We start from the raw sequence: 24,913 nt of genomic DNA, 5'->3' as shown, positions 1-24,913 counted from the left end.
TGCAGGAGGAATTTTGATGGTTACATTTTCACACAGCCTCGCGCGTATTGCCGTCTGGAATCTGGCCGGCTTCAATCCAGTAAACACAAGTATGGGCATTCCAGCCAGCAGTGACCGGGTCACCCATCAAATCGAAGGGCTGGCCCTGCTGGACGCCGAACTGATCACTCTGGTCGAGGTCAGCCCCATCGAACATATAGATCGGCTTGCCTTGGGTCTGGCCGATAAGGGGCTGGACTATCAGGTCAAGATCCTGCCGCAGCCCAACGGCAATATCCATATCGGGTTTCTGCACAAACCGGGGGTCTCGGTGACAGGTTTGCAGCTGATCGACGGCTCGGAAGGTGACGATCCCGGCGGACGTCAGGCCCTGATCGCCGATGTCGAGGTCGGCAAATTCAAGGCCAAGCTGATCGCTGTGCATCTTAAATCCGGACGAGACCGGCCCGAGCAGCAGATACGTGACAGCCAATGCAGGATTATCGGAGACAAGATCGCCGAGATCCGCTCGACCCCCGGTCTGACACAACGCACAATCCTGCTGATGGGTGATTTCAACATGATCCCCGGTCAGGACGTCAGCAATTTCCACCATCTTGGCGGGGATGACATGATGGACTTTGTTTCGTGCTGGGATCTGCAAGACCGATTTTCGCATATTCTGGATAGGGGTCGCGCCAATTTGCTGGACGGTTTTGCCGTATCACGCACTTATTCCACCGATTATGTCCGAGGCAGCCTGCGACTGTTTCCAATGCACTGGACCATGAATATGGGGCGCGAGGCGTTCAAGGATGAGGTGTCGGATCATCTGCCATTTGTTGCCAGCTTTCGTATTTTCTGACCCGTCCATTTTTGCGAAAGGGGCCTTGCGCTCGGTTCAGAAATTCGCATAAGTCACCTCTACCGGAGAGGTGGCCGAGTGGTCGAAGGCGCACGCCTGGAAAGTGTGTAGGCGGGAAACCGTCTCCAGGGTTCGAATCCCTGTCTCTCCGCCATATGCCCTATGAAATCTGAGTTGCCTTGCGGTCTATGCGAGACTGTTTTGTGCACGGCTTTCAATGTGAAGTGTCGTGCACAATGCACCGGATTGATGAGATTTGACTCAATCTGACAACAAGGCGATGACTTGATCGGTTTCGGGTCTTCGTCGCGATGCCACTGGCACTTGAACCGCTAGAGCACGCCCTGTCGGGCAGGATTGCGCGTGGGCCGTAACGAGTGCACCAGATTTCAATGGCTCTTCGAGTAAGCATAGGTGCCCCATTAGCACGCCAGCTGCGGCCTTGGCCTCTTCCACGGCAAGGCTGTAAAGCGAAAACTGCGGGCCAGTTTTGACATCTGGGACCTCACAACCTGTGCTTCGCGACCATGTGGACCAATCGCTGCTCCACGTCTGATCGTGCAACAAGGGAGTGCCTTGAAACCCGTTGTTGCCGGTTAACTGATCCAGCAGAGCAGGGGCGCAAACCGGTTGGGTTTCATCCTCGCACAGCACAATTTGGTCAGGTGCTTCGTCCAAGGTCGCGAAGAAGATCGCCAAATCGAACATCTCACGCGAAAGGCTGGGTGGTGTTTCCAGCGCCGTGACCGAAAAATTGATATGCGGAAAACACTTTCTGATCCGGCGTAATCGTTTGGGCAACCAGAGTTGGGCAACAGCAGGCAAGGCGGCGATGTGAAAATCGGCATTTGGCTTGAGGTTCCGCAAGGCCCGAGCGGCATCGCCCATCTGATCAAAGGCTGTGGTGAAGACCGCGACAAGTGATTGACCTTGGGGCGTCAGTTCAACCCCTTGCGCGTTGCGGCGAAACAGCGGCGCACCTGCCCAACCCTCCAACGCCTTTACATGCTGTGAGATCGCACCCGGAGAAACGTTCAGCTCTTCCGCCGCCGCGACAAAGCTGACGTGACGCGCCGCGGCCTCGAACGCCCTCATTGCATTCAGCGGAGGTCCCTTGGGGCGTTTGGGGGCGACACTCATTGACCTAGCCTTAGTTTTTCTACGCCAAGAAATAACAATTCTGCTTTGCGGTGTCACGCGAAAGCCGCCAAACTGCAAAAAACAGGAGGATGTCAGATGACACTTGTACAAAGAGACTGGGTGCCTGCCGCAAGCGAAACCCTGATTCAGGATATCGCGACCAAGGCCGCATCGTTGTCGTCTGGCGATTTACTGGCCCGGATCGAGAATCTGGCAGAGGAAAACCGGCGCATTCACGAAAAAGAGTGCTTCAACCTCAACCCGGCGACAAATGTCATGAACCCAAAGGCCGAGGCACTTTTGTCGTCAGGCATCGGGTCCAGACCATCGCTGGGATATCCTGGTGACAAATATGAAATGGGGTTGGAGGCGATCGAAGAGATCGAAGTCATCGCAGCAGAGTTGAGTGCCCATGTTTTCGACGCGCAATTCGCCGAGGTTCGCGTGCCTTCGGGCGCAATTGCCAACCTCTATGGTTTTATGGCGACCTGCAATCCCGGTGATGCGATAATCGCTCCGCCCGCGTCGATTGGTGGCCATGTGACTCACCATTTGGCGGGGTGTGCGGGGCTGTTTGGTCTGCGCACTATTGAGGCCCCCGTCAATGCGGATGGGTATACCGTTGATCTGGAACGCTTGAGGGGATTGGCGAAGACCGAATGCCCCAAGCTAATCACGATAGGCGGCAGTCTGAACCTGTTTGAGCATCCTGTGGCCGAAGTGCGTGCCATAGCGGATGAAATCGGCGCAAAGGTCATGTTCGACGCCGCCCACCAGTGCGGGATCATCGCCGGGCATGCGTGGTCCAACCCGCTGAAGGAGGGTGCGCATTTCATGACCATGAGTACCTACAAAAGCCTTGGCGGACCGGCCGGGGGGCTGATTGTGTCAAACGATGCGGAAATCGCCAAGGCGCTGGATACAATTGCTTTCCCCGGCATGACAGCCAACTTTGATGCAGCCAAAACGGCTGCACTTGCCGTCACCATGCTGGATTGGAAAGAGTTCGGATCAGCCTATGCAGATGAGATGATTGCGATGTCCAAAGCACTTGCTGCCGCGTTGGATGCGCAAGGTGTTCCGGTCTTCGCGGGTGGAGAGGGTTTCACCAATTCTCATCAATTCGCGGTACTGGCAGCGCCGTATGGTGGCGGTCAGACTGCCTCCAAACTGCTTCGAAAATCCGGGTTTCTGGCATGTGGCATCGGATTGCCAGTTGAGCCGGTGGAAGGCGACATGAATGGCCTACGGATCGGCACGCCCGAGCTGGTCCGGTGGGGTATGACAGCAGGAGATGCAGAGCGTCTGGCAGAACTGATCCGACGTGGCTTGAGCGGTGAATCCGTTCTATCCGAGGTATCTGGATGGCGCGCTGAGTTCGACAGGCTGCATTTCGTGATTTGAACGAGCTGCGGCCAATCAGGCAAAGGCCCAGATTGGCCGCTCGCTCAGAAACGCGGTTTAACCGTTATCTGCTTCTTTCAGACCTTCGATCTGAAGGTCGAAACCTTCCTGAATGTGGCTGGTGAAAGTCTCCAGCGCTTCGGTGACATCACCCGTCGCAATCGCGTCAACAAGGGTCAGGTGGTTTCCGAGCGATTTGGAGATATCGACGTTTTCAATCGCCGAAAACAGATGGAACGCCATTGCTTTGCCCCAAATCATATCGAACATGTCGATCAGAAATTTGTTGCCCGCCTCAACCATGAAGGCACGGTGAATGCGCCGGTTTGCGATAAAGTAGTCTCGGGTCGTCGGCTGGCTCAGATCTTCTTCGCGACGAATGAGTTCGCGCAATCGATCAAGAACCTCTGGTTCAGCGTGTACCGCAAGTATGCGCGCGGCTTGACCTTCGATGGCTGCGCGTGCCTGGTATAGTTGCCGAACCTCGGTCTGGTCCATGCGCGCCAGTCGAAATCCGCCGCTGGCGGCCACTTCCAACACGCCTTCAGTCTCCAACCGCATGAGCGCTTCGCGTACAGGCGTCCTGCTGATGTTCAACTCGGCGGCCAACTTTTCCTGCACTAGCCGATCTTCACCGGTGATCTCGCGACTCATGATGGCTTCGACCAGTTGATCATAGACCTCGTCCGCCAGGCGTCTGCGTTGTGTTTTAATTTGTTTCAGAGCCACTCGGAGCCTCTCTTTCTGTCCTTCATGAATTCTGTATTCAATAAAACAACTGCTGCCAAGGCGAATGGGGTTGCTATTGTTCGTGTACTGTATACAGTATACAGGAAAGAATGAACAGGGAGCTCTTCATGTGTGGAATTGCTGGTAGAATACTGGCCGCGCCCGGGAAGGTTGGGGCGGATCTTGTTGACCTGATGGATGCGCAGGAACATCGAGGCGCCGACAGCACTGGCTTCGCCGTTTATGGTTTGCCACGAGAAACGGGATACGTTTTACGCGGAATGGGATTCGACAAGTCTCAACAGGATGCGGATCTCTCCGCGTTTGAAACGATATTGCGTGAACACGGAAGCAGCTTTCTGTCTGACCCCCAAATCGTAACGGACCAAAGTCGTCACTATTGCTTTCGGATGGAAATTTCAGATCCAAGGAATCTTCAAGCCTGGGTCGCGGACGCGGATGAGCTGACAGACCGCATTGAAGTTCAATCCTGCGGCCGCAGTCTTGAGATCATCAAGGATATTGGCGGTGCCGAAGCCGTGGCCGAAAAGCACGGAGTTCGCGATATGATAGGAACACATGGGCTGGGGCATGCACGGCTTGCTACGGAAAGTTCGGTATTGCCTAACGCATCGCATCCGTTCTGGGCGCGCCCATTTTCGGATGTCGCGATCGTACATAACGGGCAGATCACCGATTACTTCACCTGGCGCGATAAGCTGACCCGAATGGGTTATCGGTTCTTGACTGAGAATGACAGCGAGTTGATTGCCGTCTGGGTCAGCGACCAGATGAAGGCGGGCCTGACCATGGAGCAGGCGCTAAAGAAGTCCATTACCTCTATCGATGGTGTGTTTACCTACATGATCGCAACGCCAAACGGGATTGGGTTTGCCAAAGACCGATTTGCAATGAAGCCTCTGGTCGTCGTCAACCGCAATTGCGATCTGGCGGCTGCGACCGAAGAACAAGCGGTCCGCCGGGTGATGACCGAGGAATGCGATGTGATCAACTACGACGGCCCGTCGCTGACCGGTATCTGGGGCGTCGGAAACCGGAGTTTGGCGGCATGAATGAGGTGGCTGCAAAGATGGATGAGATCGTCATCGAAGTCGGCAAGCGACATATCCGCGAGGTCAATCGTGAGATAATGGAAGCCTGCACAATGGGTCGGCCGATCCGCGTGGTAGATACGCTGTCTCGTCATAATTTGGGCGTGGGTCTGCCAGACAATGTGGATATCACTTTCGAGGGGTCGGTTGGTTATTACTGCGGCGGTCTCAATACCGGGGCGAAAATCACTATCGAACGCAACTGCGGCTGGGCCGTTGGCGAAGGTATGGCCAAAGGGCACATCACTGTCGGTGGCTATGCCGGTATGTCCTGTGGTGCTGCGATGATCGGCGGCACGATCCATGTCAAAGGCGATGCGGGGCCAAGGGTGGGCGTTGCGATGAAAGGTGGAAACATCGTCGTCGAAGGAAAGATTGGCTATCAGTCCGGCTTCATGGCGCATTCCGGTCGGATCATAGCGCTTGGCGGTGCGGGTGAATCCTGTGCTGATGCGCTTTGGGAAGGCGAAGTCTGGGTAGCTGGCGAGGTCGACAGCCTGGGTGTGGATGTCGACGTGATCGAACCGACTGCTGAAGAAGTGGCCGAGGTTGATGCGATCCTCGACCCGCTCGGGCTTGTCGACAGTTCGCGAAATTGGCGCAAAATGGTTTCGGGCCAGCGTCTTTGGTATTTTGAAAGCAGGGACGCAAGCGCATGGCTCATGATCTGAGTAAACCTTACGAATATCCGTTCGATGTTGCCTCGGAAGAGGAAATCAGGTTCCGCGATGCGGGAGCGATCGACGGCCGCCCGGCTGGCGTTCCTTCGTCGTATGACGAAGGAGGATCGACCCGCTGGACACCCGAGGCGATCTCGGAAGTTCACGCGCTGGCGCAGCTTGGGCGCTATCAGGTGCGTGGATACAACACGTTCAACAAGCAATTGCCGACTTTTGATGATCTGACATTCGTTCCTGCAACGATGACCCGCCTGCCGCTGGAAGGCTATCGCGAGAATTGCGATACGACGACCGTTCTGGGTGGAGGGCGCGGCCTTGTGGAGCGCCCGCTTGAATTGAAGATCCCGATCTACATCGCTTCAATGTCCTTTGGTGCTTTGTCGGCATCGGCCAAGGCATCGCTGGGCTATGGGGCCTCGAAAGTAGGAACCATGACCTGCACAGGTGAGGGTGGCATGCTGGAAGAGGAGCGCGAAGCCTCCCAACGCCTGCTCTATCAGATGTCACCCGCGCGGTATGGTGTGGATCTGGATCATCTGCGCCGCGCGGATGCCTTGGAACTTGTCGTGGGGCAGGGTGCGAAACCCGGAACCGGGGGTCTGTTGCTGGGCATGAAGGTCAGCCCGCGCGTCAGCCAGATGCGAACTTTGCCCGAAGGTGTGGATCAGCGATCTACGATCCGCCATCCAGATTTTCTCGGCGCTGATGATTTGGCAGTGAAGATTGAAGAATTGCGCATCGCCACTAACTATCAGGTGCCGATCTTCATCAAGATGGGTGCAACACGTCCCCGGTTTGACGTGGCAGTTGCTGCCAAAGCGGGTGCCGATGTTGTAGTAGTTGATGGTGCCGAAGGTGGCACCGGCGCGTCTCCGGAGCTGTTGTTAAACCATACCGGTATCCCAACGATGAGCGCTATTCGCGCTGCGCGTGACGCATTAGACGAATGCGGCATGACCGGCAAAGTCTCTCTCGTCGCTGCCGGTGGCATTCGGTCCGGTGTGGACGCGGCGAAGTGTCTGGCCCTCGGTGCTGACGCTGTGATGATCGGCAATGCGGCCATGGTTGCGCTAGGGTGCAACAGTCCGCGCTATCTTGAAGATTACGCGGCGTTGGGAACCTCGCCGGGCGCCTGCCACCATTGTCACACAGGTCTTTGCCCGGTTGGCATTGCGACGCAGGATGAAAGCCTCGAAGCTCGCATGAACCCGAATGCGGGCGCAGAGCGCATTGCGCGCTATCTGACGGCGATGACCATGGAGATTACAGCGCTTGCGAAAGCCTGCGGAAAGTCCTCGGTACACAATCTGGAAACCGAAGACTTGCGTGCGCTTAGTTTTCAAGCGTCAGCTTTCACTGGGGTGAAAATGGCTGGAATTGACAGGGTTTTTGACTGGTGAAAATCGCAGTTCTTGAGTTGACTAGCCACCCGCTGCCATTGTTGGAGGGAATGCCGCGGACTTCACAGCAGATTCAGGAGTGGATCGCCCCACACCTACCGGAAGCCGAGTTCGTAGTAGTAGGGGTTGTTGATGGAGAACCGCTCCCGGACGAGAGCGATTTCGACGGCGCTATAGTCGGCGGATCTGAATTTGGTGTTTATGATGACACGGATTGGATGCAGCCGCTACGTGCCTTCCTGGACCGTTGTCGAGAAATCCGAAATCCAGTCTTTGGTATCTGTTTCGGACATCAGATCATGGCTGACGTCTATGGTGGTCGGGCCGAGAAAGCCGAGGTAGGCAATGTCGTTGGCGCACGGCCCTTCAACTATGGCGGAGATTGCGTGGATGCATATGTCTGGCATCAGGATCAGGTAACAAGCATTCCGGACTCGGCTCGGGTGACCGGATCAGCGGGCCACTGTACAGTTGGTGCACTGGATTATGATTTTCCTGCCCGCTCTGTTCAGTTTCATCCCGAATACAAGGCGCATCACTTGCGCGATCTGTTCACCAGAGGTCGAGAGGTGCTTTTGTCAGCTACGGAAGCGGATGATGGGATGTCCTCGGTCAACGCGGCAAATGTGCCCGACGATATTGCAGCGCTTCAAGCAGTAGAGCTTTTTCGCGGTACATACGTCCCTGAGCAATAAGCCTTTGAGCGAACGGCTCTTGATCCTAATCAAGTCCAGCCAAGCCGCACTATGTATACTGTATACGCAATCGGTTGGGAGATTTGGCAATGACGGGATACAAGGATTTCTTTGAGAGGATTGCGCGCATTGTGAATGCTCCACGCGAGGGAAGTATCAGCGATCTGGAGCTATCGGATCTCGGTCTTTCCCGTGCTGATCTGGCCATGTTGCGCTCTGGCGCGCCCAACGCGAGAGAGCGTATCCTTTCTATGGCAAGTCAGTTTGGTCTTAGCGAAGATGATCTCAATGCACATCCTGAGCTTAGCCTTGAGCTTGCAGAAAAATGTGGGCATTGCCGTCAGGCGAAAACCTGCCGCGATGCAATTCGATCAGGTAGTCGCCTGCCGCAGGAGAAGTGTCCGAACTCAGGATTTTATCGTACTCTGTCGGACCTTTAACGCCCGCTTGGACTTTCCTTCGGGCTCAGTTTTCTTCGACCAGTGATCTTGAAACGATCAGCCGTTCCGAAGTCCTTCATTCCAACACCTGTGGCAAACTCGGCAAATACCGGCGCGTGTTTGAACAGATGTCCCGAGCAGCCGCCCGCGAACAGAACGTTTTCATGCTCGGGGTGCCAGTCGACAATAAAGTGCGTGTCTGGCGTCAGGATGATCTGGTTGAATTTGGAATCCACGACCCGCTCACCCTCAAGGCCCGGAAGACGATGACGGATGTAGCTGCGAGTGCGTCCCAGCGTTTCCTGTCGGATTAGCCTTTCGTCATTGTCCAGATCGATCTTGTCCGGGATGACGACTGCCGCTTTTACCCCTGAACCCTCGGAGGAGGGCAGCCCGAATGAGCCCTGACCATGATCGATCCAGCAGGGCATTCGGCTCATATCGAACTCCTCGGACCCATCTGGCGTTGAGGTATAGAGGACATTCACACCAACCACCGTCGATATCGGCTTGATCGTCTTGGGGAACATGTCCGCCATCCAGGGGCCGGTTGAGACAATGATAAGATCAGCCTCAAGCGGCTTTCCATCCAGCATTGGGCGCTCTGATCCATCGGTGGTCACGCGACCGCGCTGTACGATCCCGCCCGCTCGACGAAACAGCTCAAGCCCGGTCAGGACGCAGCGATGCGCCATTAACATTCCGGCTTCGGGTTCGAACAGGGCGTATTCGATGTCAGGAACGCGAAACTGCGGAAATCGCGATTCGATGTCCTGCCGCCCGTACTTGTAGTAGGGCACACCAACGCGGTCGAAGGTTTCGGCTGTGGCGTTCTCCCAGTCGCAATGACCGCCTGTTGCAAGAATCAGCGCACCGCATTCATACATCAGGTTCTGGCCGCTCTCGGCTTGCAGTTCCAGCCAGCGCAGGCGGCTTTCGCGGGCCCAACGTGTATAGAACTCATCCCGCCCGGAAATCGCACGGATGACACGGTTGTAATCCGTTGAAGATGCACGGGAATGTCCCGGTTCCCAGCGATCTATCAAAGTCACTGCCTCACCACGTCGTTGCAGTGTAAGCGCCGTCATGACGCCGACGATGCCGCCTCCGACAACGATGACCGAGTTCTTGGACATGATGCAGATTTTCCTTGTTTATCGATTGTCTTTGTGAATACTGTATACAGAATACAACAATTATAAAGCCAAAAAACAGGGAGAGCGCATCAATGAGTTCGGGATTTGATCTGCCCGAAGGCACGCACACCGTCATACTCGGTGTGGGTGACCTCAACGGCATCATGCGCGGCAAGCGCATTCCGGCCAGCCACTGGGACCACGTCTGCAAAAGCGGCAATGCGCTGTCGATTGCATTGATGGCGATCGATATGACGTGCGACGTCTGGGATACGCCTTATGTCAATTTCGACAACGGCTACCCCGATATGCACGTCTTCCCAATGACCCAGCCCGTCGCTGTGCCGTGGGAGCCAGGCGTCGCTGTTTGCTTTGGTCGGGCGGAAGGTATGGATCACAAGCCGGTTCCGATCGATCCGCGTCAGGCGTTGGTGCGTCAAGTTGAACGGGCCCGCGAAATGGGGTTCGAGGTCAATGTCGGTACTGAACTTGAATTCTATCTACTGGATCCGGAGACCGGACAGCCGCGCGATAGCGGGATCCAGGTCTACGGTCTCGGCCGTGCTGCGCGGATGGAGCACATCGTTGGGCCGATCCGCCAACAGATCAACGAGTGCGGTATTCCAATCGAGCAATCGAACCCCGAATACGCTGCGGGTCAGATTGAGGTGAATATCCGTTACGGCGAAGCGCTCGCAGCGGCAGATCGTGTCGTCTTGTTTAAGTCGCTGATCCGCCAGCTGGGCATCGCCCACGGCTATCTGGCAACCTTCATGCCAAAACCGTTCTTCGATCAGTCCGGCAACGGCTTCCACACACACTACTCTCTTTGGAAAGACGGCAAGAATGTCTTTGCCGATAACGGCAAGATAAACGATACTGGCAAATCCTTCATCGCCGGGCTGCAACAACGCATGTGCGAAACGGCAATCTGTGGCAGTGGCACCGTCAATGGTTATCGACGCCGTCAGCCTTATACTTTCTGCCCGATCAACACGAGCTGGGGTTATGACAACCGGACCGTTGGTATTCGGGTCATTGAAGGATCCGACAGCGCGGTGCGCGTAGAAAAACGTGACGCTGGTGCAGATGCCAATCCCTACCTTCTGCTGGCAGCCGAGATTGCAGCGGGGCTGGACGGGATCGAGCAGGGCCTGGCTCCCTCAGAGCCGACAACTGGCAACGGTTACGAAGAAGGGATCGGCGATCCGATCCCGACCGACTTGCCAACGGCGATCGAACTGGCGCGAGGATCCGAATGGCTTCGCGATCTCATGGGCGAAATGCTGTGGGAGTTGGTATTGCAACAGGCCGAGCGCGAGCTTGAATTCTTCAATCAACAGGTCACTCCGGTTGAGTTGGACCGTTACCTGAGGACCTTCTGATGCATTTGGGCAAGGTCGCCGGGACCGTCACAGCCACGGCCAAAGACGCAAAACTGGTCGGTACGAAACTGCTGGTGACGGATTTGGTCGATAGCAAAGGCAAGGTGATCGAACCGGCGCGGGTCGCCGTCGACACCTGCGGTGCCGGGGTGGGGGATACGGTTCTGCTGGTCAACGGCTCGGCGGCGCGTATGGCCGCCGGTCTGTCCACCGCGCCCGTCGATCTGGCGATCATCGCGATTGTGGATCGCGTGTCCACGACCTGAACCAAGAACACCAAACATCTAAATTTCTTTGGAGGAACTAAAAATGGCGAAACCAGTGGCGGGGCAAATGGCCCTGGGCATGATCGAAACGCGCGGACTGGTCGGCGCGATCGAAGCGGCAGATGCGATGGTCAAGGCGGCCAGCGTTTCGATTGTCGGCCAAACCAAGGCTGGCGGAGGCCTGGTCACCACCCTTGTGCGTGGTGAAGTCGGCGCAGTCAAAGCCGCCGCGGATGCAGGTGCGACAGCGGCAAATAAAGTTGGTGAAGTCGTATCCGTCCACGTGATCGCGCGCCCACATGATGAACTTGAGGCCATAATCGACAGCCTTGGTGCTGGCTCTGCGGCTTAATCCGTCTGTCTTGAGGAGACGCTATGTCAGCCGGTTTCGAGGAATTCACGCGTGCAGCGACACGTGGCTCAACCCGGGGTGCACCTGAACATCCCAAGCTCGACCGGATATCGGTGTTGGGCGGCGGGGCTGATGCACGCCTGTTGGCCGCTCTTTGCCTTGCCGAAGGGGCTGAGGTAACCTTGTTTTCGGCCTATGGGGCCGAACTGTCGCTGTTGGCCCAGTCCTCGGGCATTTCGCTTCGCGGTGAAGGTCCGGTCGGGACCTATCAAGTCGATCGGGATGGGCCGTCGGTGCGCACAACCGCTGAGCTGGATGCAGCGGTGCGCGATGCACAGGTGATATTCCTGACCGGACCGCTTCACAAACAGCGCACTTATGCGATGGTGCTGGCCGATCACCTCAGCGACGGGCAAATCTTGGTCCTTGCGCCGGGACGATCTCTCGGGGCTGTGGAAACAGCCTGGTTGTTGCGGATCGGAGGCTGCGCGGCGGACGTCACGCTGGTTGAGGTTCAGGGTCTGCCATACTGGTTCCGTTCCGAGGACGCTGCTTTGACGCTTTCACAGGCGGCACCGATGGCTGCGGCAACCTTGCCGCGCGGTCGGGAAGAGGTTCTGGACGCCGTGTCCGCCTATTTGTCCAACGTTCAGGCGGTCGACTCGGTTTTGTCGTGCGGCTTCAACGATCTGTCGGCCGCAGTCGAGATACCTGCGCTGATCCTCGGCGGTGCCGCAATGGGGACAGGTGGTCCTGACATTCCAATGGGTGGTGTTCCGCTTGAGGATAACCAGACCTTTGTGTCTCTGATTGGTCCGGACCAGACGGAGGTCATTCAGGGGCTTGCAGACGAACGGCGACGCATTGCTGCGGCGTTTGGGGTTCGTAATCTGCCGGAGACAGGGCTGTGGATAGCCACCTTTGCCGGCGCCGAACGTGGCTCGGGCGCGCGTCCGATCCCGGATCAGCAAACGTCGCGCGGTATGATGCGGGATGGCGTGTTGGGCTCGCTTGTACCTTTGGTCTCAGCGGGTGAGCTTGCGGGTATCCCGAGCCCGTTGACGAACAGCCTGATCGCGATGTCCGACCGAATTTTGGGGGCGGATGTGGCTGCCGCTGGACGGCGCCTCGAAGCCATAGGGGTTTCAGCGGGCGACGTTGATCAAGCGCGCCGTATCTTTGACACCATCGTCACCGGAGCTTCTTGATGGATGCAGATCTGAAATCAATCGCCGCCGCACGGCGTGCCGCAGATAGCGCTTTCGAGGCTTATCGCGCCTTTTTGGGCACTGACCCGGCGCAGGTAGACGCAATAGTCGACGCCATGGCGCGCGCCATCGAGCCCGAGGCCGAACGGCTGGGGCAAATGGCCGTCGAGGAAACCGGATATGGGAATGTGCCGGACAAGCGCGTCAAGAACCTGTTCAACGCGCTTTCAGTCGCGGATTATCTAAGAGATGTGACAACGCTGGGATTGCTTTGGCGCGATGATGCGACAAAGATCGCAGCCTTCGGTGAACCGATGGGCGTTGTGGCAGCTCTGATCCCGGTGACGAACCCCACTTCAACGATCATCTACAAAGTGCTTTCTGCGGTGAAGGCAGGCAATGCGATCGTGTGCGCGCCGCATCCGCGTGGCGTGAGTTGTGGCATCGAAACGGTGCGAATTATGGCGCGCGTGGCTGAACAAATGGGTGCGCCCAAGGGTCTAATCCAATGTCTGGATTCCGTGACAATTCAGGGCACAGCCGAGTTGATGAAACATCGCCGCACCTCGGTTGTGATGGCAACCGGTGGTCCGGCCATGGTCAAAGCGGCGTATTCCAGCGGCAAACCCACGCTCGCGGTCGGTGCGGGCAACGTGCCGTGTTACGTACACAAGTCGAAAGCACGCGATCTGGCGGAAGTCGCCGAGATGATCGTGACGTCGAAGAGCTTTGACTACGGGACCGCCTGCGTCAGTGAGCAGGCCGTCGTTGCCGACCCAGAAATCGCACGTGATTTGCGCCACGAGCTTAAATTGAAAGGTGCCTATTTCTGCACTCCGGCCGAGGCGGATCGACTTGCCGGGGTGATCTTCAAGGGCGTGCAGGCCATGGACCCTGAGAAAGTGGGGCAAAGCCCGCAGGCGCTTGCTGACGCTGCTGGTTTTTCCATCCCCCCACGCACCCGGTGCCTTGTTTCGGAAGAGACTGAAGTAGGCTGGAAACGCCCGCTGTCTGCAGAAAAGCTGAACCCCGTTCTGGCGTTCTACGCGGCGAAATCCACAGACCATGGGATCGATCTGGCGCAATCCATCGCCAAGTTCGAAGGCTGGGGGCATTCCTCAGTCATCCATTCGGACGACCCTGAGATCGTGGCCCGTTTTGCCACCGTGCCGACGGGTCGGGTTCTGGTGAACACGCCGGGCATCATGGGCGGTATGGGATATTCGACTGATCTGGAACCTTCCTTCATGCTGGGCACGGGTACTTGGTCGGGGTCGATCACCTCGGACAACGTGACAGCCCTGCATCTCATCAACATCAAACGGGTTGCCTACGAAAGCAGGCCCTGGCGCGACATTTACGAGGAGTATGGCGCATGAGCGAGATCACGATCCGGGCGCTGATGCAGATCGACAACCTGCAACCAAAATTCGCCGCCTATAACGGTGCGACGGTGCAAGGGTCGGTGCCCTTGTCCGGGGATACGGTTTTGATCGGAGAGTTTGCGCCGGGTAACGGAGTATTCTCGCTGATCGACCGGGCGCTCAAGGCATCTTCGGTTGAGGCGACAACACAGATGGTCGAGCGCGAGTTCGGGTTCTTTATCCTGCGGTCTCCGTCGAATGCGGAGGTGTCCGCCGCGCGCGATGCGATGCTGGCCGAGCTCGGCGCAACAATGTCTGACCGGTTGAAACCGGCGATCAGTTCCACGCAGATTATCACCAGCGTTGAGCCCTATCAGGCGCAACTGCTGAACAAATGGCGCAAGGGGGCGCTGATCGTTCCAGGGCAGACGTTGGGCATCGTGGAATGTGCCCCGGCTGCTTATATCTCGATTGCCGCGAATGAAGCGGAGAAGGCGGCAGAGATCGATATTGTCGAAGTGCGCGCCGTGGGGCGGTTTGGCCGCCTGTTCATCTCGGGGTCTGAAAACTCGGTCAAGACCGCCGTCGAGGCCGCAACCCGCGCGATAGAGGCGGTGGACGGGCAAGCCAACTGATGGAAGCGCCGCGCGTCATAGGTTCAGAGGCGGTTGAAGATGCCCGCCGTCGCGGTCGGATCGTGTTTGAAGTCCTGCCCGACGATATCGTGACGGCCTTGGCACGCGAAACTGCCGAGCGTGTTGGCATAAAGCTTGTCGACGGACCGCTGGAAAAGCCACAATCAACGCGTACAGACGCTGCTATTTCAATGCAGCGGGTGTTGTATCGCCGCTCGCCAAAATGGGTTGCTCCGATGCGTGCGAAACGCAAGGCCCGAAGGCTTGGCAAACTTGCCTTGATCGGGGCAGGGGGCGTCGGGGGCAATGTGGCGCATCTGGCGGCGATGCAGGATATCGCGGATGAGATCGCGCTGATCGATATTGCGCCCGGAATGGCCGCTGCTACGGCGTTGGACCTGAACCACACGTCAGGCATCACCGGAGCGCGCGCCCGGTGCGTCGGCGGCGAGTCGTTAGATCTTGTGGCCGGGGCCGAAGTGATTGTGGTGACCGCAGGCCGTGCCCGGCGTCCGGGTATGAGCCGCGCGGATCTGATCGACGTGAATGCGCGCGTGATCCGCCAGGCCGCTGAGGCCATACGCTCCGCTGCGCCTGATGCCATCGTAATCGTGGTGACCAATCCGCTTGACGAAATGACCGTAGAAATGCTGCGCGCAACCGGGTTCCCTCGTGAAAGAGTGCTGGGCATGGCCGGTACTCTGGACAGCAGCCGGTTTCGCAACGCCCTTGCTATGGCTGCGGGAGTAGCGCCCGCTGATGTCGAAGCCTTCACGCTCGGAAGCCACGGGGACGAGATGGCGCCAATCCCAAGCCGGGCAAAAATTAAGGGCAGGGCATTGGATGTGTTTTTATCGCCTGATCAGATTGAGGCTTGCGTTCAGGACGCCGTGACCGGCGGTGGGCAGGTAGTTGCCCTGAAGAAATCCGGTTCCGCAACCATAGCACCGGCGCACGCGTCGATCGAGTTGATCGACCATATCCGGGGCGCACGCACCGGCCCGGTTCCGGTCTCGGTCATGTTGCAGGGGGAATATGGCATCGATGGGGTTGTGCTTGGTGTTCCTGCCCATCTGGGGTCTTCCGGGTTGGTCGAAGTCGAGGAGTTGCGGCTGACCGATCAAGAACAAGCAGCCTTGCAGAAAGCGGCGGATGCCATCCGATCGAGGTTAGGCCTGTGACCCACCGCATCTGGAAGTCAGGCGGGCGGTTCGAAGAAGTTGCGTCTTATTCCCGCGCAAAGCGCATCGGTCCCTTCGTTTGGGTCGCAGGGACCACAGCGATCGAACCCAGCGGGCGTATTCATGCGCCAGGAGATGTGGGCGCCCAAACAAAATACATTCTGTCCCGTATAGAAGAGGCGCTTAAGGCCGTCGGTGCCGAGATGCGCCATGTAGGCCGGGTCCGCGCCTATCTGACCGATCTGTCGCGCGCGGGTGAATTCGCGAGCGTTCACGGAGAGGTATTCAAAGATATCGATCCGGTTCTGACAGCCGTTCAAGCGGGGCTTACGCAGCCTGGATTGACGGTGGAAATAGATGTGGATGCGGTAATTCACGACGTAAACGGCGAAATCAGCGGAATCTGAACATGAGTCACCAAGAAAGGATTTGATCGAACTATCGTCTTGTGTACTGTATACAGAATACAAGAAGGACACAATAAGACACAGGGAGCTAATGTGATGATCAAGACAGCGCTACTCAGCGGAACATGTATCGCGCTTGTGGCCTCGGCGGCCGCAGCTGAAATCAAGGTGGGCTTTATTGGATCTCTTTCCTCAGACACCGGTCTGTCGACGCTGCGTGGTGCAGAGATCGCGATTGAAGAGCTTAATGCGAATGGCGGCGTTATGGGGGAACAGATCACGCTGGTGTCTGCCGATACCGGTCAGGACCCGACTGAAGGTGTGCGGGCCTATGAATATCTGGCGGAAACCGAAGAAGTGGATTTCATCATCTCAGGCTCTATCGATGATGTTTCGCTGGGCTGGCTGCCGCGAATGCAGGAATACCGAATTCCGACGCTGGACACGTGGACGTCATATATCGGCATCATCGACATGGTGGTCGAAGATCCCGAAAGCATGGCACCATATTTCATGAACATCGCCTCAGACGAGGCGCTTGCCACGCTTTATATCAATTTCGGCGCGGATGTTCTGAAGGAAAAGATGGGTTGGGACTCCGTTGTCATTCTGGCTGAGGATACAGCGTTTGGCGAAGCGATCACCGGATTGGTGACCGAGGCGCTTGCGCCGGTTGCGGGGATCGAGGTCAAGGACATCATCACCTATGACGTCGCCACCGTAGATTTCGCGCCGATTTTCAGCCGGGCGCAGGATACAGGGGCGGATTTCATCTATCAGGTCTCATCCGTGAATTCTCAGGTGGTTTCGTCGCAATATGTGAAACTGCAGGTCCCCATGGCGATGACAGGTGTGAACGTAGCCGCATTGGGTATGGAATATTGGGAAGACACTGGCGGAGCCGGTGGCGGCATCTCGACCCTGTCACCGATCCCGTCTGTAGGGTTCAAACTTGACCCGGCAAGCCAGACCTTTGTCGACACCTATCAGGCCAAGTATGACAGCCGCCCACTGCTGCCGCATTTCAATGGGTTCAACGCCTATCACGGGCTGAAGCAGGCCATGGCTGCCGCGGAAGAGGCGGGTGGCTTCGACAATGTCGAAGGCTGGGCCGATGCGATGAAGAAGCAGGATCTGGTTCTTGAGATGGATGGTCAGCTTTGGCTGCGCTATGCCTTCTGGGGCGATGATGAGGTCGAGCCTGTGACAGGCCGCACCTATCCCCACAACATTCGCTTTGATCTTTCCGAGCCGTTTGATGATGCGGCCCCGTCGATGGTCGTTGTTCAGTGGTATGAAGACGGCACTGCCGCAGTTGTGTACCCCGAGAAATACGCGACGGGCGAATTCACGCTTCCCAGCTGGGTCAAGCCGTAACCCGGTCGCGTCGTTAGCTTGAAACGGGTGCGCGGCAGCGCGCACCCGCAGCCAAGGATCCATTTATGTTGCAGATACTGATTCAGGGGCTTTTGCTCAGCGGTCTCTACGCGCTTATAGCAATGGGGTTTACGCTGATCTTCAGCATAGGTCGCGTTCTGAATCTCGCCTATGGCGCCTATCTGATGGTCGGCGGCTACATTTACTTCTGGATATCGCAGTCACTTGGTATGCCAAAACTCATGGGCGTTGCCGTTGCCGCTGTGCTTGGTGTTTTGATGGGAGTTCTGAAGTACCGCCTGATCGTCAAAACGCTCAAAGGGGATCACGTGGCTGTCGAGATTTCGACGTTGATCCTTGCGGTCGTCATTCAGGCCGGGATCGTTTTGGTCTTTGGCGACAGCAGCAAAATCCTTTTGCCAATTGTTCCCGGGGTGATCAACGTAGCCGGCGCTTCGGTCACGTATAATATCTTGATCGCGACACTCATTAGCTGGGCCATTCTGCTGGGGCTCTATGCCTTTGTTCGGCTGACCCATACCGGGCGAGCAATGCAAGCGGTATCAATGGATGCCAAGGGCGCTGCGATTTCCGGGATCGACCCTGATCGCATCAATCTGATCACTTGGGGTATCTCTGGTGCGCTGGGAGCACTCGGTGGTGTCTTCTTCGCCAGCTACACTCAGCTATCGCCATCCATGTGGGTGGCTCCGCTAATCATTTCGGTGGCTGTGGTTATCGTTGGCGGGATAGGCTCGATCCTGGGCACTTTGGTGGTGGCGCATATTGTGGGCTTCCTCGAAGTCATCGTTGTGGCAACGCTTGCACCGGAGTTGCGAGGTGTCTTCACGATGCTGTTGATCATCGGCGTGCTGGTCACGCGACCGCAGGGCCTGTTTGGCCGCGAGGAGCTGTGACGATGGGGCTACGCTGGTTTCACTTTGCGCTCTGGGGTGGCTTGATCGCCGGAATGTTCCTGTTGCCGCAATTCGTCTCGAACGGGACGATGCGCACGATGATATTTGCCAATTATTTGGCCATCTTTGCCATCAGTTGGGACGTGCTGTCTGGCCGAACAGGGTATGTGAGCTTTGGTCATCCGTTCCTGATCGGTATCGGGGCCTATACCACGGCAATCCTGACCAAGCGCTTTGACGTCGCTGTCGAAATCTCGATCCCGATCGCCGTACTTGTTACCATGATCGCGGGCCTATTGGTGCTGCTACCAGCGCTGCGTATCCGTGGAAGTTATTTTGCGCTGGTCACGCTGGCGTTCATGGAGTTGCTCTACCAACTAGTTCAGGTCATTCGCCCGGATCTGACCGGCGGAACACGCGGCATGTCGGGTATTCAAACTCTGACGCGCGGCGCGGCGAACGGGTATTACCTGTCCACGACGCTGATGCTGGCGATCGCCGTCAGCATGTGGTTGCTGATGAAGACGCGGCTTGGAACGGCCTTGTCTGCCATCGGTATGAACGAAGAAAGCGTGCGCGGCTCGGGCCTCAGCACCACGCGTCTCAAAGCTTTTGCCTTTCTGACAAGTGCGATGATCGCGGGCCTGGGTGGTGCCTTCTACGTTCACTATCTGGGATCGCTCGCGCCGCGTGCGTTGTTTGATATTAACTTCCTGTTCACAATCATCGTTGCGGCACTTCTGGGGGGAACCTCGACCATCATTGGCCCCATGATCGGCGCGTTCTTCATGACATTCCTGTTGGAGTATCTGCGACCGGTCCTTCCTGGCGCCGAACGGTATTTCGTCTACGGAGCCATAGCGCTGCTCCTCTACATGTATCAGCCGAAAGGCATTGTTGAGCTGGTTCGGCGTGGTTTCAAAGGCCTGGGCAAGGGGCGGACGACATGAGCGTGGCGTTACAGGTTTCAGGTCTGGTAAAACGTTTCGGCGGATTAGTCGCGACGAATGATCTGTCGTTTTCTCTCAAAGAGGGCGAGTCGCTTGGATTGATCGGCCCCAACGGGGCAGGCAAGACGACCGTGTTCAGCCAGATCATGGGTGAGTTGCGGCAAAACGGCGGAACGATCGAACTGTTCGGGCAGGAGATTTCGACGCTGTCGACCCCGCAACGCATTCGGGCCGGGGTCAGCCGAACCTATCAGATCCCACGCCCGTTTGGTGATATGAGCGTTGCCGAAAATATCCGGGTTGGCCTAATGCCCGACAATATCTGGCAGATGATCGTCTCACCCCCAGATAAAGAACGTGAGCGAGAGCTTGCGCTCAGCGTCGGGTTTACAGAAGCGGATTTGAAACGAGCGCCAACAGAACTGGCCATGGGTGATCTGCGTAAACTTGAGATGGCGCGCACAATGGCAACCGCGCCCAAGGTGATGCTGCTGGATGAAGTGTTTGCGGGTCTCACCACAGGAGAGATCGCCCAAATCTCTGATCTCATTCAGTCGATGCGCAAAGATGGGATGACTTTTCTGATCGTCAGCCATGACTTGCCTGCGCTTGAGCCATTGGTCGACCGCGCGATCGCCATTGAACGGGGCACGATGATTGCCGAGGGCTCGTTCAGCGAAGTCATGAACGACAAGGCTGTTCAGGCCTCGTATCTGGGGGGCGCGTAATGTCGTATCTGGAAATCGAAAACCTGTCGGCATTCTATGGCAAGGCGCAAGCGCTGACCGACATCTCGATCACCGTCCAACCCGGTGAGATTGTCGCTGTGGTGGGTCCAAATGGGGCTGGAAAATCGACCTTGCTGGACAGCATCATGGGGCTAGTCAAAATCGAGGGCGATATCCGGCTCAGGGGGCACAGCCTTGCCGGTCGGACGCCTTCCGAAATTGTACGACATGGCGTGGGTTATGCGCCCGAACGCTTCAACCTGTTTCCCTATATGTCGGTGCGTGACAACCTAATGGTCGGTGCCTTCACGGCCCGCGAAGACATCCAGAGCAATCTGGCAATGGTACACAGCCTGTTCCCGCGTCTCGAAGAGAGGGAAGGGCAGGAGACCTCGACCCAGTCGGGCGGGGAACGTCAGATGGTCTCGTTCGGACGCGCGTTGATGACCAGCCCCGAGCTGTTGCTCGTCGACGAACCGACGATTGGTCTGGCCCCAAAAATCTGTCACGAAATCGCCGAGGTGGTGCGCAAGCTCAACAAGGAATACGGGCTGACGGTTGTAATCACCGAGCAAAACGCCAATTTCGCGCTTTCGCTGGCGAGCCGGATTTACGTGCTCGAGTCAGGACGCATGCAGACATCAGGCACCGCAGATGAGTTGCGGAATGATAAGCGATTGCTCGAGGCTTACTTTGGCGGTCACTAAAAGCCGCTCAAAAGCGGTAAGTCGCGCCAATCATTGGACCGGATTGGTCGAACTTGAAATCGTTTCCGTCGATGTCGTGGTCGAATGAGATATAGCGGTATCCACCGCGGATCAGCCAACGATCATTAATCGCATAGTCGGCTGTCAGCAGAACCTGCCATGTCTCGCTGCCACTGCGGAAGCCGCCATAGTCTACAAACCCAGTTCCTGACCATTTGTCCGAGAACTTGACGCGTGCGCGGGCCCCGATCACGGGATCGGTCCAGCTTGAATCAACCGTTGTTCGACGGCCGGGGGCCGCGCCTGGTTGCAATTCAAAGTCGGTTTCCGTGCTGAACCACCTGAATCCACCGACAATATCCACATTCGCGGTTTGATCCTCGTAGACCCTATAGCCGACATAGCCGCTGAGAAATTGCGTGGTAAAGGATGTGTCCAAGCCTGAGCTGGCAGGGCCGGGAGTGTCGCTGCTGAAAGACAGATTGGTATAGTTATAGTCGGCCAACAGGGACCACCGGCCATTTGTGGCGGCAAACGCGGCCATGAAAGCAAAATCGAGATTGTCCAACGCATCGGAAAAACTCAGGGTGCCATCCAGTGTACCCATCGGTGTGCTGAGTGAGGTCTCAGTTTCCGGCATGAAAAGATAGATTGAGGCCTCATATGACCAGTCCGACTGTTGGGCCAAGGCCATTGGTGCCATCGAACCTGCCATTGCGAGGCCAAGCGCCAATCCTGTCCACTTTACTGTCACATCCATTTTTCCGTCTCCCGCCAAGAACCTTGAATTGAAATTCCGTTGTCGCCTCATGCCAATCTAGCCAAGCGCAATGTTCATTCTTTCATGCTGCCACGTCTTCGGATTTGCCTGCGCCGTCACCGACACGATTGATATCGGTGCTGGGAAAAAACTCGGACCAGACATGCCAGAACACGCCTGCGCGCAGGGTTTCGACCCGTTGCAGTTGGCCCTGATCAGACATTCCCCAAAAGTCACATTGGGTCACGGGGTGACCGCTGTCATTGTACCAAACGCCCAAGCTTTCAAATTTTGGATCGAGGCTGACGACGATATCCCGCCCGCCGACACGCGCGTTGACGATCCAATCGTTGTCGACAACGAAATCGTCGGTCCAGCAGGTGGCATCCTGTCCGATTGTGATCCCCCAGACATAGGTCTTGTTGGGTAATCGGTCATCCGATCGATCCATGTTGTCCATAACAGGAGCGTCCTCCTGATGCTGGCGGCCAATGCCCCAGCCGAACGTGATCTCGGTCATCATGTCCAGCAGCCGCAGCAAGGGGTTTGGGGAGGGTTTGTTCAAAAACACCTCTCCATCCGGGAAAGCCTTTTGAAATCCACGGAAAGTCATCCGATAGGTTGGCCAGGGTGTCATCTGCGCTTCGGGCCGTAGAGGGCAGGCGAGGCCGTTTGCATTTGTGTCACGATCCGCTTCGCGAAAGCCGTATATGTGCTGGATGGGCTCACCGGTGTCATTATCACGCAAGATCAGGTTGTTGCCGTGCTGGGCGAGAACCTCAAGGTTCAGTCGTTTGCCTTCGATGCTTGGCGCATAGCCCTGACCGAGATTGGCCATGGCGCAATAGGTCATCACGACGTCTTCGCCGCCCAGCCCTTTGTCGTCGCCCGCCAAATGTGGGCGCATGATTTGTGCATCAGGATGGGCGCGGGCATGGCCTTCATTTTCAATCACCATCACGGGGGCAGTCGGCCCGACATATTTGCGGGCCTCGTCGATGGGAAAATACTGCGCGTCATTTAGCTGATTTCTCAGACCTAGATGAACCCAGACATAGGGAAAGCCATAGAGAAGTAGAACAAGTAAAGCGGCAATGAGCCACAGCCAGAACGGCCCGGCTCCCAGGGCGAAATGCGCGAGCGTTGCGAGAGCAAATGCGCCCAACCCGATGGCAATCAAGCGGTATTCATTGCGGATGAAACGCACCATATTCTCGCGCTTTACCTTCAACAGCATCTGGGACACGTCGCCCAAATCACGGAAGTAGACGAACCCGATCCCAAGTGATCCGATTAAACCCAGTGCGAATAGGAGTAATCCAAGCATGTGATGATCCTTGAAACTTGAGTGAATGACGACGGCGACACCGTGCTATTGCTGCGGGGATTGGCTTTTGATCAGGAAAGCCTCGACCGCTTGTTGGGTTTCGGGGCGCAGGTTCTCGATCCCTTCATAGGGCACGCCATACGCGGGCGGCGTGTCGGGGAATTTCTCTTTGCGGGCCATGTGTCGGCCAAGGATGCGTGCGAATTCCTGCCCTCCCCAGGCGCCAACCTCGGTCGAGACTGAATATTCCTCGCGCGTGTCCCGGTAGAGATCAAAGAACTTTGCCAGAATGGCGCTTTCCCCGGCTCCCGGCAGTTTGAGCTTAAGCTGGTCCTTAACGATCGCCTCGGGTTTGTTCACCGAATAGATGATCACGTGATCTCTGCGCGCTTTGGCTTCGTCCGCAAACAATAGCGCTGCGGATTGATCGACGCCATCCACCAGGCGATCTCGCGGGATGTATTGCTCGGCCCCCGCAAAACGTGAAAGCGTTGTATAAAGGTCCGACACGTGAATGATGCTGTTCAGCAAACCATCTGCCTGAATCATCCCCGGCCAGCGAATAAAGGCATCGACCCGAACACCGCCCTCGGTCGTATCCCCTTTGCCACCAGCATATATCATCGGAGTATAGCCCGATTGCGGGGCGTATTTGGTAAAGTGGCCGTTGTCCCCCATAACGATGACGATGGTATTCTCGCTGACCCCCAACTCTGCCATGCTGGCGAACAAATCACCCAGCCATTGATCCAAAAGTTGCATCTTGTCGACATAGAGACCGCCATTCGCGCTTTCGGGACCAGAACGTCCGGCGCGGGTATTATCCAGAGGGATCATCGGCCAATATTGCAGGAAAAAGGGGGTATTGTCGCTGGCAAGACGTTCAAGCTCTGACAAGGTTTTGTCCTGAAAGGCCTGGTTCATCTCATCGTATTTGGCCGCATTCCAGCGCTCACCGGACTCCATCCGAATTTCGCGAATAGGACCGCCTGTTTCGCCTTCGATGACGGTCATCATCGCTGAGGCGTCCGGCCTGAACCAACCGTCCAGCGTGTATTTGTCATCATAATCTCTGATCGCGACCGAGACCTGCTCTTTGATTGCATCATCATTGAAAATCGTCAGCTGACCCTGCTGGTGAATGGCGTGTTGCGCATAGTCAAAGCCTTGGTTCATCGCCCAACTTTCCGCGATATCCCCCATGTGCCACTTGCCTACATGGCTGGTTGCGTAGCCAACCTGTTTCAGCACTTCGGCCAATGTCACTTCTGCCCCCGGCAGGCCAAAGCCGGCAATATCAACGGTGGTATCACCCATTCCCATGCGTACAGGCAGCCGCCCTGTCATTTGGGCGACGCGAGTAGGGGTGCAAGAGGGTTCGGTATACATCCGAACCATGCGCATCGCGTCGTCGGAGAAATCGTTGATATTCGGCGTCGAATAGCCCCGAACGGCGTTCAACTCGGGTATCCCCATGTCGCCGAATCCCAGATCATCGATCAGAACGCTGATGATGTTCGGTGGCTTACCGTTGTTGCCTTCGCGAAATGCAGCCAGGGCTTCATCCACAGCCATATCATCCTGGGCCCATTGCTCTGCGCGCTGTGCTTGCAAGATATAGAATTCGGCATCGTGTTGGATTGGGTTTTCTTGCGCGAACGTGCTGCGCGCGGCAAGGCCGACGAATAAAACCAATACCCCTGAAATCTTCATTCGATATCCCCCGATCGTGTACTGGGCGGAACGCAAACACTCCTGCCGCTGATTTC

Annotated in this window: 26 protein-coding genes and 1 tRNA gene; 21 read left to right on the top strand and 6 right to left on the bottom strand. The window is 56.7% G+C overall.

The annotated features are described in order from the left end of the window. Positions 1-16 precede the first annotated feature (16 nt). Together ACR0MP_RS06400 and ACR0MP_RS06395 are read left to right on the top strand one after the other, a co-directional pair. On the top strand, positions 17-844 hold the full coding sequence (locus ACR0MP_RS06400; RefSeq protein WP_170405326.1) for an exonuclease/endonuclease/phosphatase family protein: 828 nt from the start codon (positions 17-19) through the stop codon (positions 842-844). 64 nt (positions 845-908) lie between these two features. Continuing rightward, positions 909-998, top strand: a tRNA-Ser gene (locus ACR0MP_RS06395). Positions 999-1,105: 107 nt separating this feature from the next. Here the strand turns inward: ACR0MP_RS06395 and ACR0MP_RS06390 are convergent. Next, positions 1,106-1,984 (bottom strand): LysR family transcriptional regulator, encoded by an 879-nt coding sequence (locus ACR0MP_RS06390; protein WP_170405329.1) that lies wholly within the window; start codon positions 1,982-1,984, stop codon positions 1,106-1,108. A gap of 96 nt (positions 1,985-2,080) precedes the next feature. On the opposite strand from ACR0MP_RS06390, the gene ACR0MP_RS06385 reads away from it, so the two are divergent. Next, positions 2,081-3,388, top strand: a complete 1,308-nt coding sequence (locus ACR0MP_RS06385) for an aminotransferase class I/II-fold pyridoxal phosphate-dependent enzyme (protein WP_170405331.1) — start codon at positions 2,081-2,083, stop codon at positions 3,386-3,388. A gap of 57 nt (positions 3,389-3,445) precedes the next feature. On the opposite strand, the gene ACR0MP_RS06380 is transcribed toward ACR0MP_RS06385, so the two are convergent. After that, positions 3,446-4,117 (bottom strand): GntR family transcriptional regulator, encoded by a 672-nt coding sequence (locus ACR0MP_RS06380; protein WP_170405336.1) that lies wholly within the window; start codon positions 4,115-4,117, stop codon positions 3,446-3,448. Positions 4,118-4,245: 128 nt separating this feature from the next. Between ACR0MP_RS06380 and ACR0MP_RS06375 the strand changes: the two genes are divergently transcribed. The 5 genes from ACR0MP_RS06375 (at position 4,246) to ACR0MP_RS06355 (ending at position 8,444) form a co-directional block, all read left to right on the top strand. Then, entirely contained in the window at positions 4,246-5,190 is a 945-nt protein-coding gene (locus ACR0MP_RS06375) for a class II glutamine amidotransferase domain-containing protein (protein WP_170405338.1), read from the top strand. Next, positions 5,187-5,900: a GltB/FmdC/FwdC-like GXGXG domain-containing protein gene (locus ACR0MP_RS06370; protein ID WP_170405341.1), complete on the top strand. Its 714-nt coding sequence runs from the start codon at positions 5,187-5,189 to the stop codon at positions 5,898-5,900. Before ACR0MP_RS06375 ends, ACR0MP_RS06370 begins: the two co-directional genes overlap by 4 nt. Next, positions 5,885-7,309, top strand: a complete 1,425-nt coding sequence (locus ACR0MP_RS06365) for an FMN-binding glutamate synthase family protein (protein ID WP_170735195.1) — start codon at positions 5,885-5,887, stop codon at positions 7,307-7,309. Before ACR0MP_RS06370 ends, ACR0MP_RS06365 begins: the two co-directional genes overlap by 16 nt. Further along, a complete protein-coding gene (locus ACR0MP_RS06360) occupies positions 7,306-8,004 on the top strand; it encodes a type 1 glutamine amidotransferase (RefSeq protein WP_480885999.1) in 699 nt (232 codons plus the stop codon). The genes ACR0MP_RS06365 and ACR0MP_RS06360 overlap by 4 nt, the downstream gene beginning before the upstream one ends. A gap of 89 nt (positions 8,005-8,093) precedes the next feature. After that, a complete protein-coding gene (locus tag ACR0MP_RS06355) occupies positions 8,094-8,444 on the top strand; it encodes a hypothetical protein (RefSeq protein ID WP_170735191.1) in 351 nt (116 codons plus the stop codon). On the opposite strand, the gene ACR0MP_RS06350 is transcribed toward ACR0MP_RS06355, so the two are convergent. Next, positions 8,441-9,580 carry an FAD-dependent oxidoreductase gene (locus ACR0MP_RS06350; protein WP_170735188.1) on the bottom strand — a complete coding sequence of 380 codons (1,140 nt, stop codon included), beginning with the start codon at positions 9,578-9,580 and terminating at the stop codon, positions 8,441-8,443. The two genes, ACR0MP_RS06355 and ACR0MP_RS06350, sit on opposite strands and share 4 nt — an antisense overlap. A gap of 92 nt (positions 9,581-9,672) precedes the next feature. Between ACR0MP_RS06350 and ACR0MP_RS06345 the strand changes: the two genes are divergently transcribed. The 13 genes from ACR0MP_RS06345 (at position 9,673) to ACR0MP_RS06285 (ending at position 21,057) form a co-directional block, all read left to right on the top strand. Continuing rightward, on the top strand, positions 9,673-10,965 hold the full coding sequence (locus ACR0MP_RS06345; protein WP_170405351.1) for a glutamine synthetase family protein: 1,293 nt from the start codon (positions 9,673-9,675) through the stop codon (positions 10,963-10,965). Next, positions 10,965-11,231 (top strand): EutN/CcmL family microcompartment protein, encoded by a 267-nt coding sequence (locus ACR0MP_RS06340; protein WP_170393276.1) that lies wholly within the window; start codon positions 10,965-10,967, stop codon positions 11,229-11,231. The genes ACR0MP_RS06345 and ACR0MP_RS06340 overlap by 1 nt, the downstream gene beginning before the upstream one ends. A 43-nt stretch (positions 11,232-11,274) precedes the next feature. Next, positions 11,275-11,583 (top strand): BMC domain-containing protein, encoded by a 309-nt coding sequence (locus ACR0MP_RS06335; protein WP_170393275.1) that lies wholly within the window; start codon positions 11,275-11,277, stop codon positions 11,581-11,583. 23 nt (positions 11,584-11,606) lie between these two features. Then, complete coding sequence (locus ACR0MP_RS06330; protein WP_480885997.1) at positions 11,607-12,791, top strand: hypothetical protein; 1,185 nt, start codon at positions 11,607-11,609, stop codon at positions 12,789-12,791. Beyond that, complete coding sequence (locus ACR0MP_RS06325; RefSeq protein ID WP_170510285.1) at positions 12,791-14,170, top strand: aldehyde dehydrogenase family protein; 1,380 nt, start codon at positions 12,791-12,793, stop codon at positions 14,168-14,170. The genes ACR0MP_RS06330 and ACR0MP_RS06325 overlap by 1 nt, the downstream gene beginning before the upstream one ends. After that, positions 14,167-14,790: a BMC domain-containing protein gene (locus ACR0MP_RS06320; protein ID WP_170393272.1), complete on the top strand. Its 624-nt coding sequence runs from the start codon at positions 14,167-14,169 to the stop codon at positions 14,788-14,790. Before ACR0MP_RS06325 ends, ACR0MP_RS06320 begins: the two co-directional genes overlap by 4 nt. Next, the gene (locus ACR0MP_RS06315) at positions 14,790-15,971 is read left to right on the top strand and encodes a malate dehydrogenase (RefSeq protein WP_480885995.1); all 1,182 of its coding nucleotides are present in this window, start codon (positions 14,790-14,792) and stop codon (positions 15,969-15,971) included. The genes ACR0MP_RS06320 and ACR0MP_RS06315 overlap by 1 nt, the downstream gene beginning before the upstream one ends. Then, complete coding sequence (locus ACR0MP_RS06310) at positions 15,968-16,378, top strand: Rid family hydrolase (protein WP_480885993.1); 411 nt, start codon at positions 15,968-15,970, stop codon at positions 16,376-16,378. The genes ACR0MP_RS06315 and ACR0MP_RS06310 overlap by 4 nt, the downstream gene beginning before the upstream one ends. Positions 16,379-16,474: 96 nt before the next feature. Beyond that, on the top strand, positions 16,475-17,755 hold the full coding sequence (locus tag ACR0MP_RS06305) for an ABC transporter substrate-binding protein (RefSeq protein ID WP_170393270.1): 1,281 nt from the start codon (positions 16,475-16,477) through the stop codon (positions 17,753-17,755). A gap of 65 nt (positions 17,756-17,820) precedes the next feature. Further along, on the top strand, positions 17,821-18,672 hold the full coding sequence (locus ACR0MP_RS06300; RefSeq protein ID WP_170405360.1) for a branched-chain amino acid ABC transporter permease: 852 nt from the start codon (positions 17,821-17,823) through the stop codon (positions 18,670-18,672). A gap of 2 nt (positions 18,673-18,674) precedes the next feature. Beyond that, entirely contained in the window at positions 18,675-19,622 is a 948-nt protein-coding gene (locus ACR0MP_RS06295; protein WP_170405363.1) for a branched-chain amino acid ABC transporter permease, read from the top strand. Continuing rightward, entirely contained in the window at positions 19,619-20,350 is a 732-nt protein-coding gene (locus ACR0MP_RS06290; RefSeq protein ID WP_170393267.1) for an ABC transporter ATP-binding protein, read from the top strand. The genes ACR0MP_RS06295 and ACR0MP_RS06290 overlap by 4 nt, the downstream gene beginning before the upstream one ends. Continuing rightward, positions 20,350-21,057 (top strand): ABC transporter ATP-binding protein, encoded by a 708-nt coding sequence (locus ACR0MP_RS06285; RefSeq protein WP_170393266.1) that lies wholly within the window; start codon positions 20,350-20,352, stop codon positions 21,055-21,057. Before ACR0MP_RS06290 ends, ACR0MP_RS06285 begins: the two co-directional genes overlap by 1 nt. 7 nt (positions 21,058-21,064) lie before the next feature. On the opposite strand, the gene ACR0MP_RS06280 is transcribed toward ACR0MP_RS06285, so the two are convergent. The 3 genes from ACR0MP_RS06280 to ACR0MP_RS06270 all read right to left on the bottom strand — a co-directional run bounded on the left by ACR0MP_RS06280 (position 21,065) and on the right by ACR0MP_RS06270 (position 24,857). Further along, positions 21,065-21,817, bottom strand: coding sequence for an outer membrane protein (locus tag ACR0MP_RS06280; protein WP_480759915.1), 753 nt, complete (start codon positions 21,815-21,817; stop codon positions 21,065-21,067). An 82-nt stretch (positions 21,818-21,899) separates the two neighbouring features. Further along, positions 21,900-23,144: a DUF3179 domain-containing (seleno)protein gene (locus ACR0MP_RS06275; RefSeq protein WP_170405365.1), complete on the bottom strand. Its 1,245-nt coding sequence runs from the start codon at positions 23,142-23,144 to the stop codon at positions 21,900-21,902. 45 nt (positions 23,145-23,189) lie between these two features. Further along, on the bottom strand, positions 23,190-24,857 hold the full coding sequence (locus tag ACR0MP_RS06270; RefSeq protein ID WP_170405368.1) for a sulfatase-like hydrolase/transferase: 1,668 nt from the start codon (positions 24,855-24,857) through the stop codon (positions 23,190-23,192). Between the last annotated feature and the right edge of the window lie 56 nt (positions 24,858-24,913).

This window comes from Ruegeria sp. K3, from assembly GCF_056531845.1.
Note: the sequence above shows the minus strand (reverse complement) of the source record. Positions and strands in the feature narration are given on the sequence as shown.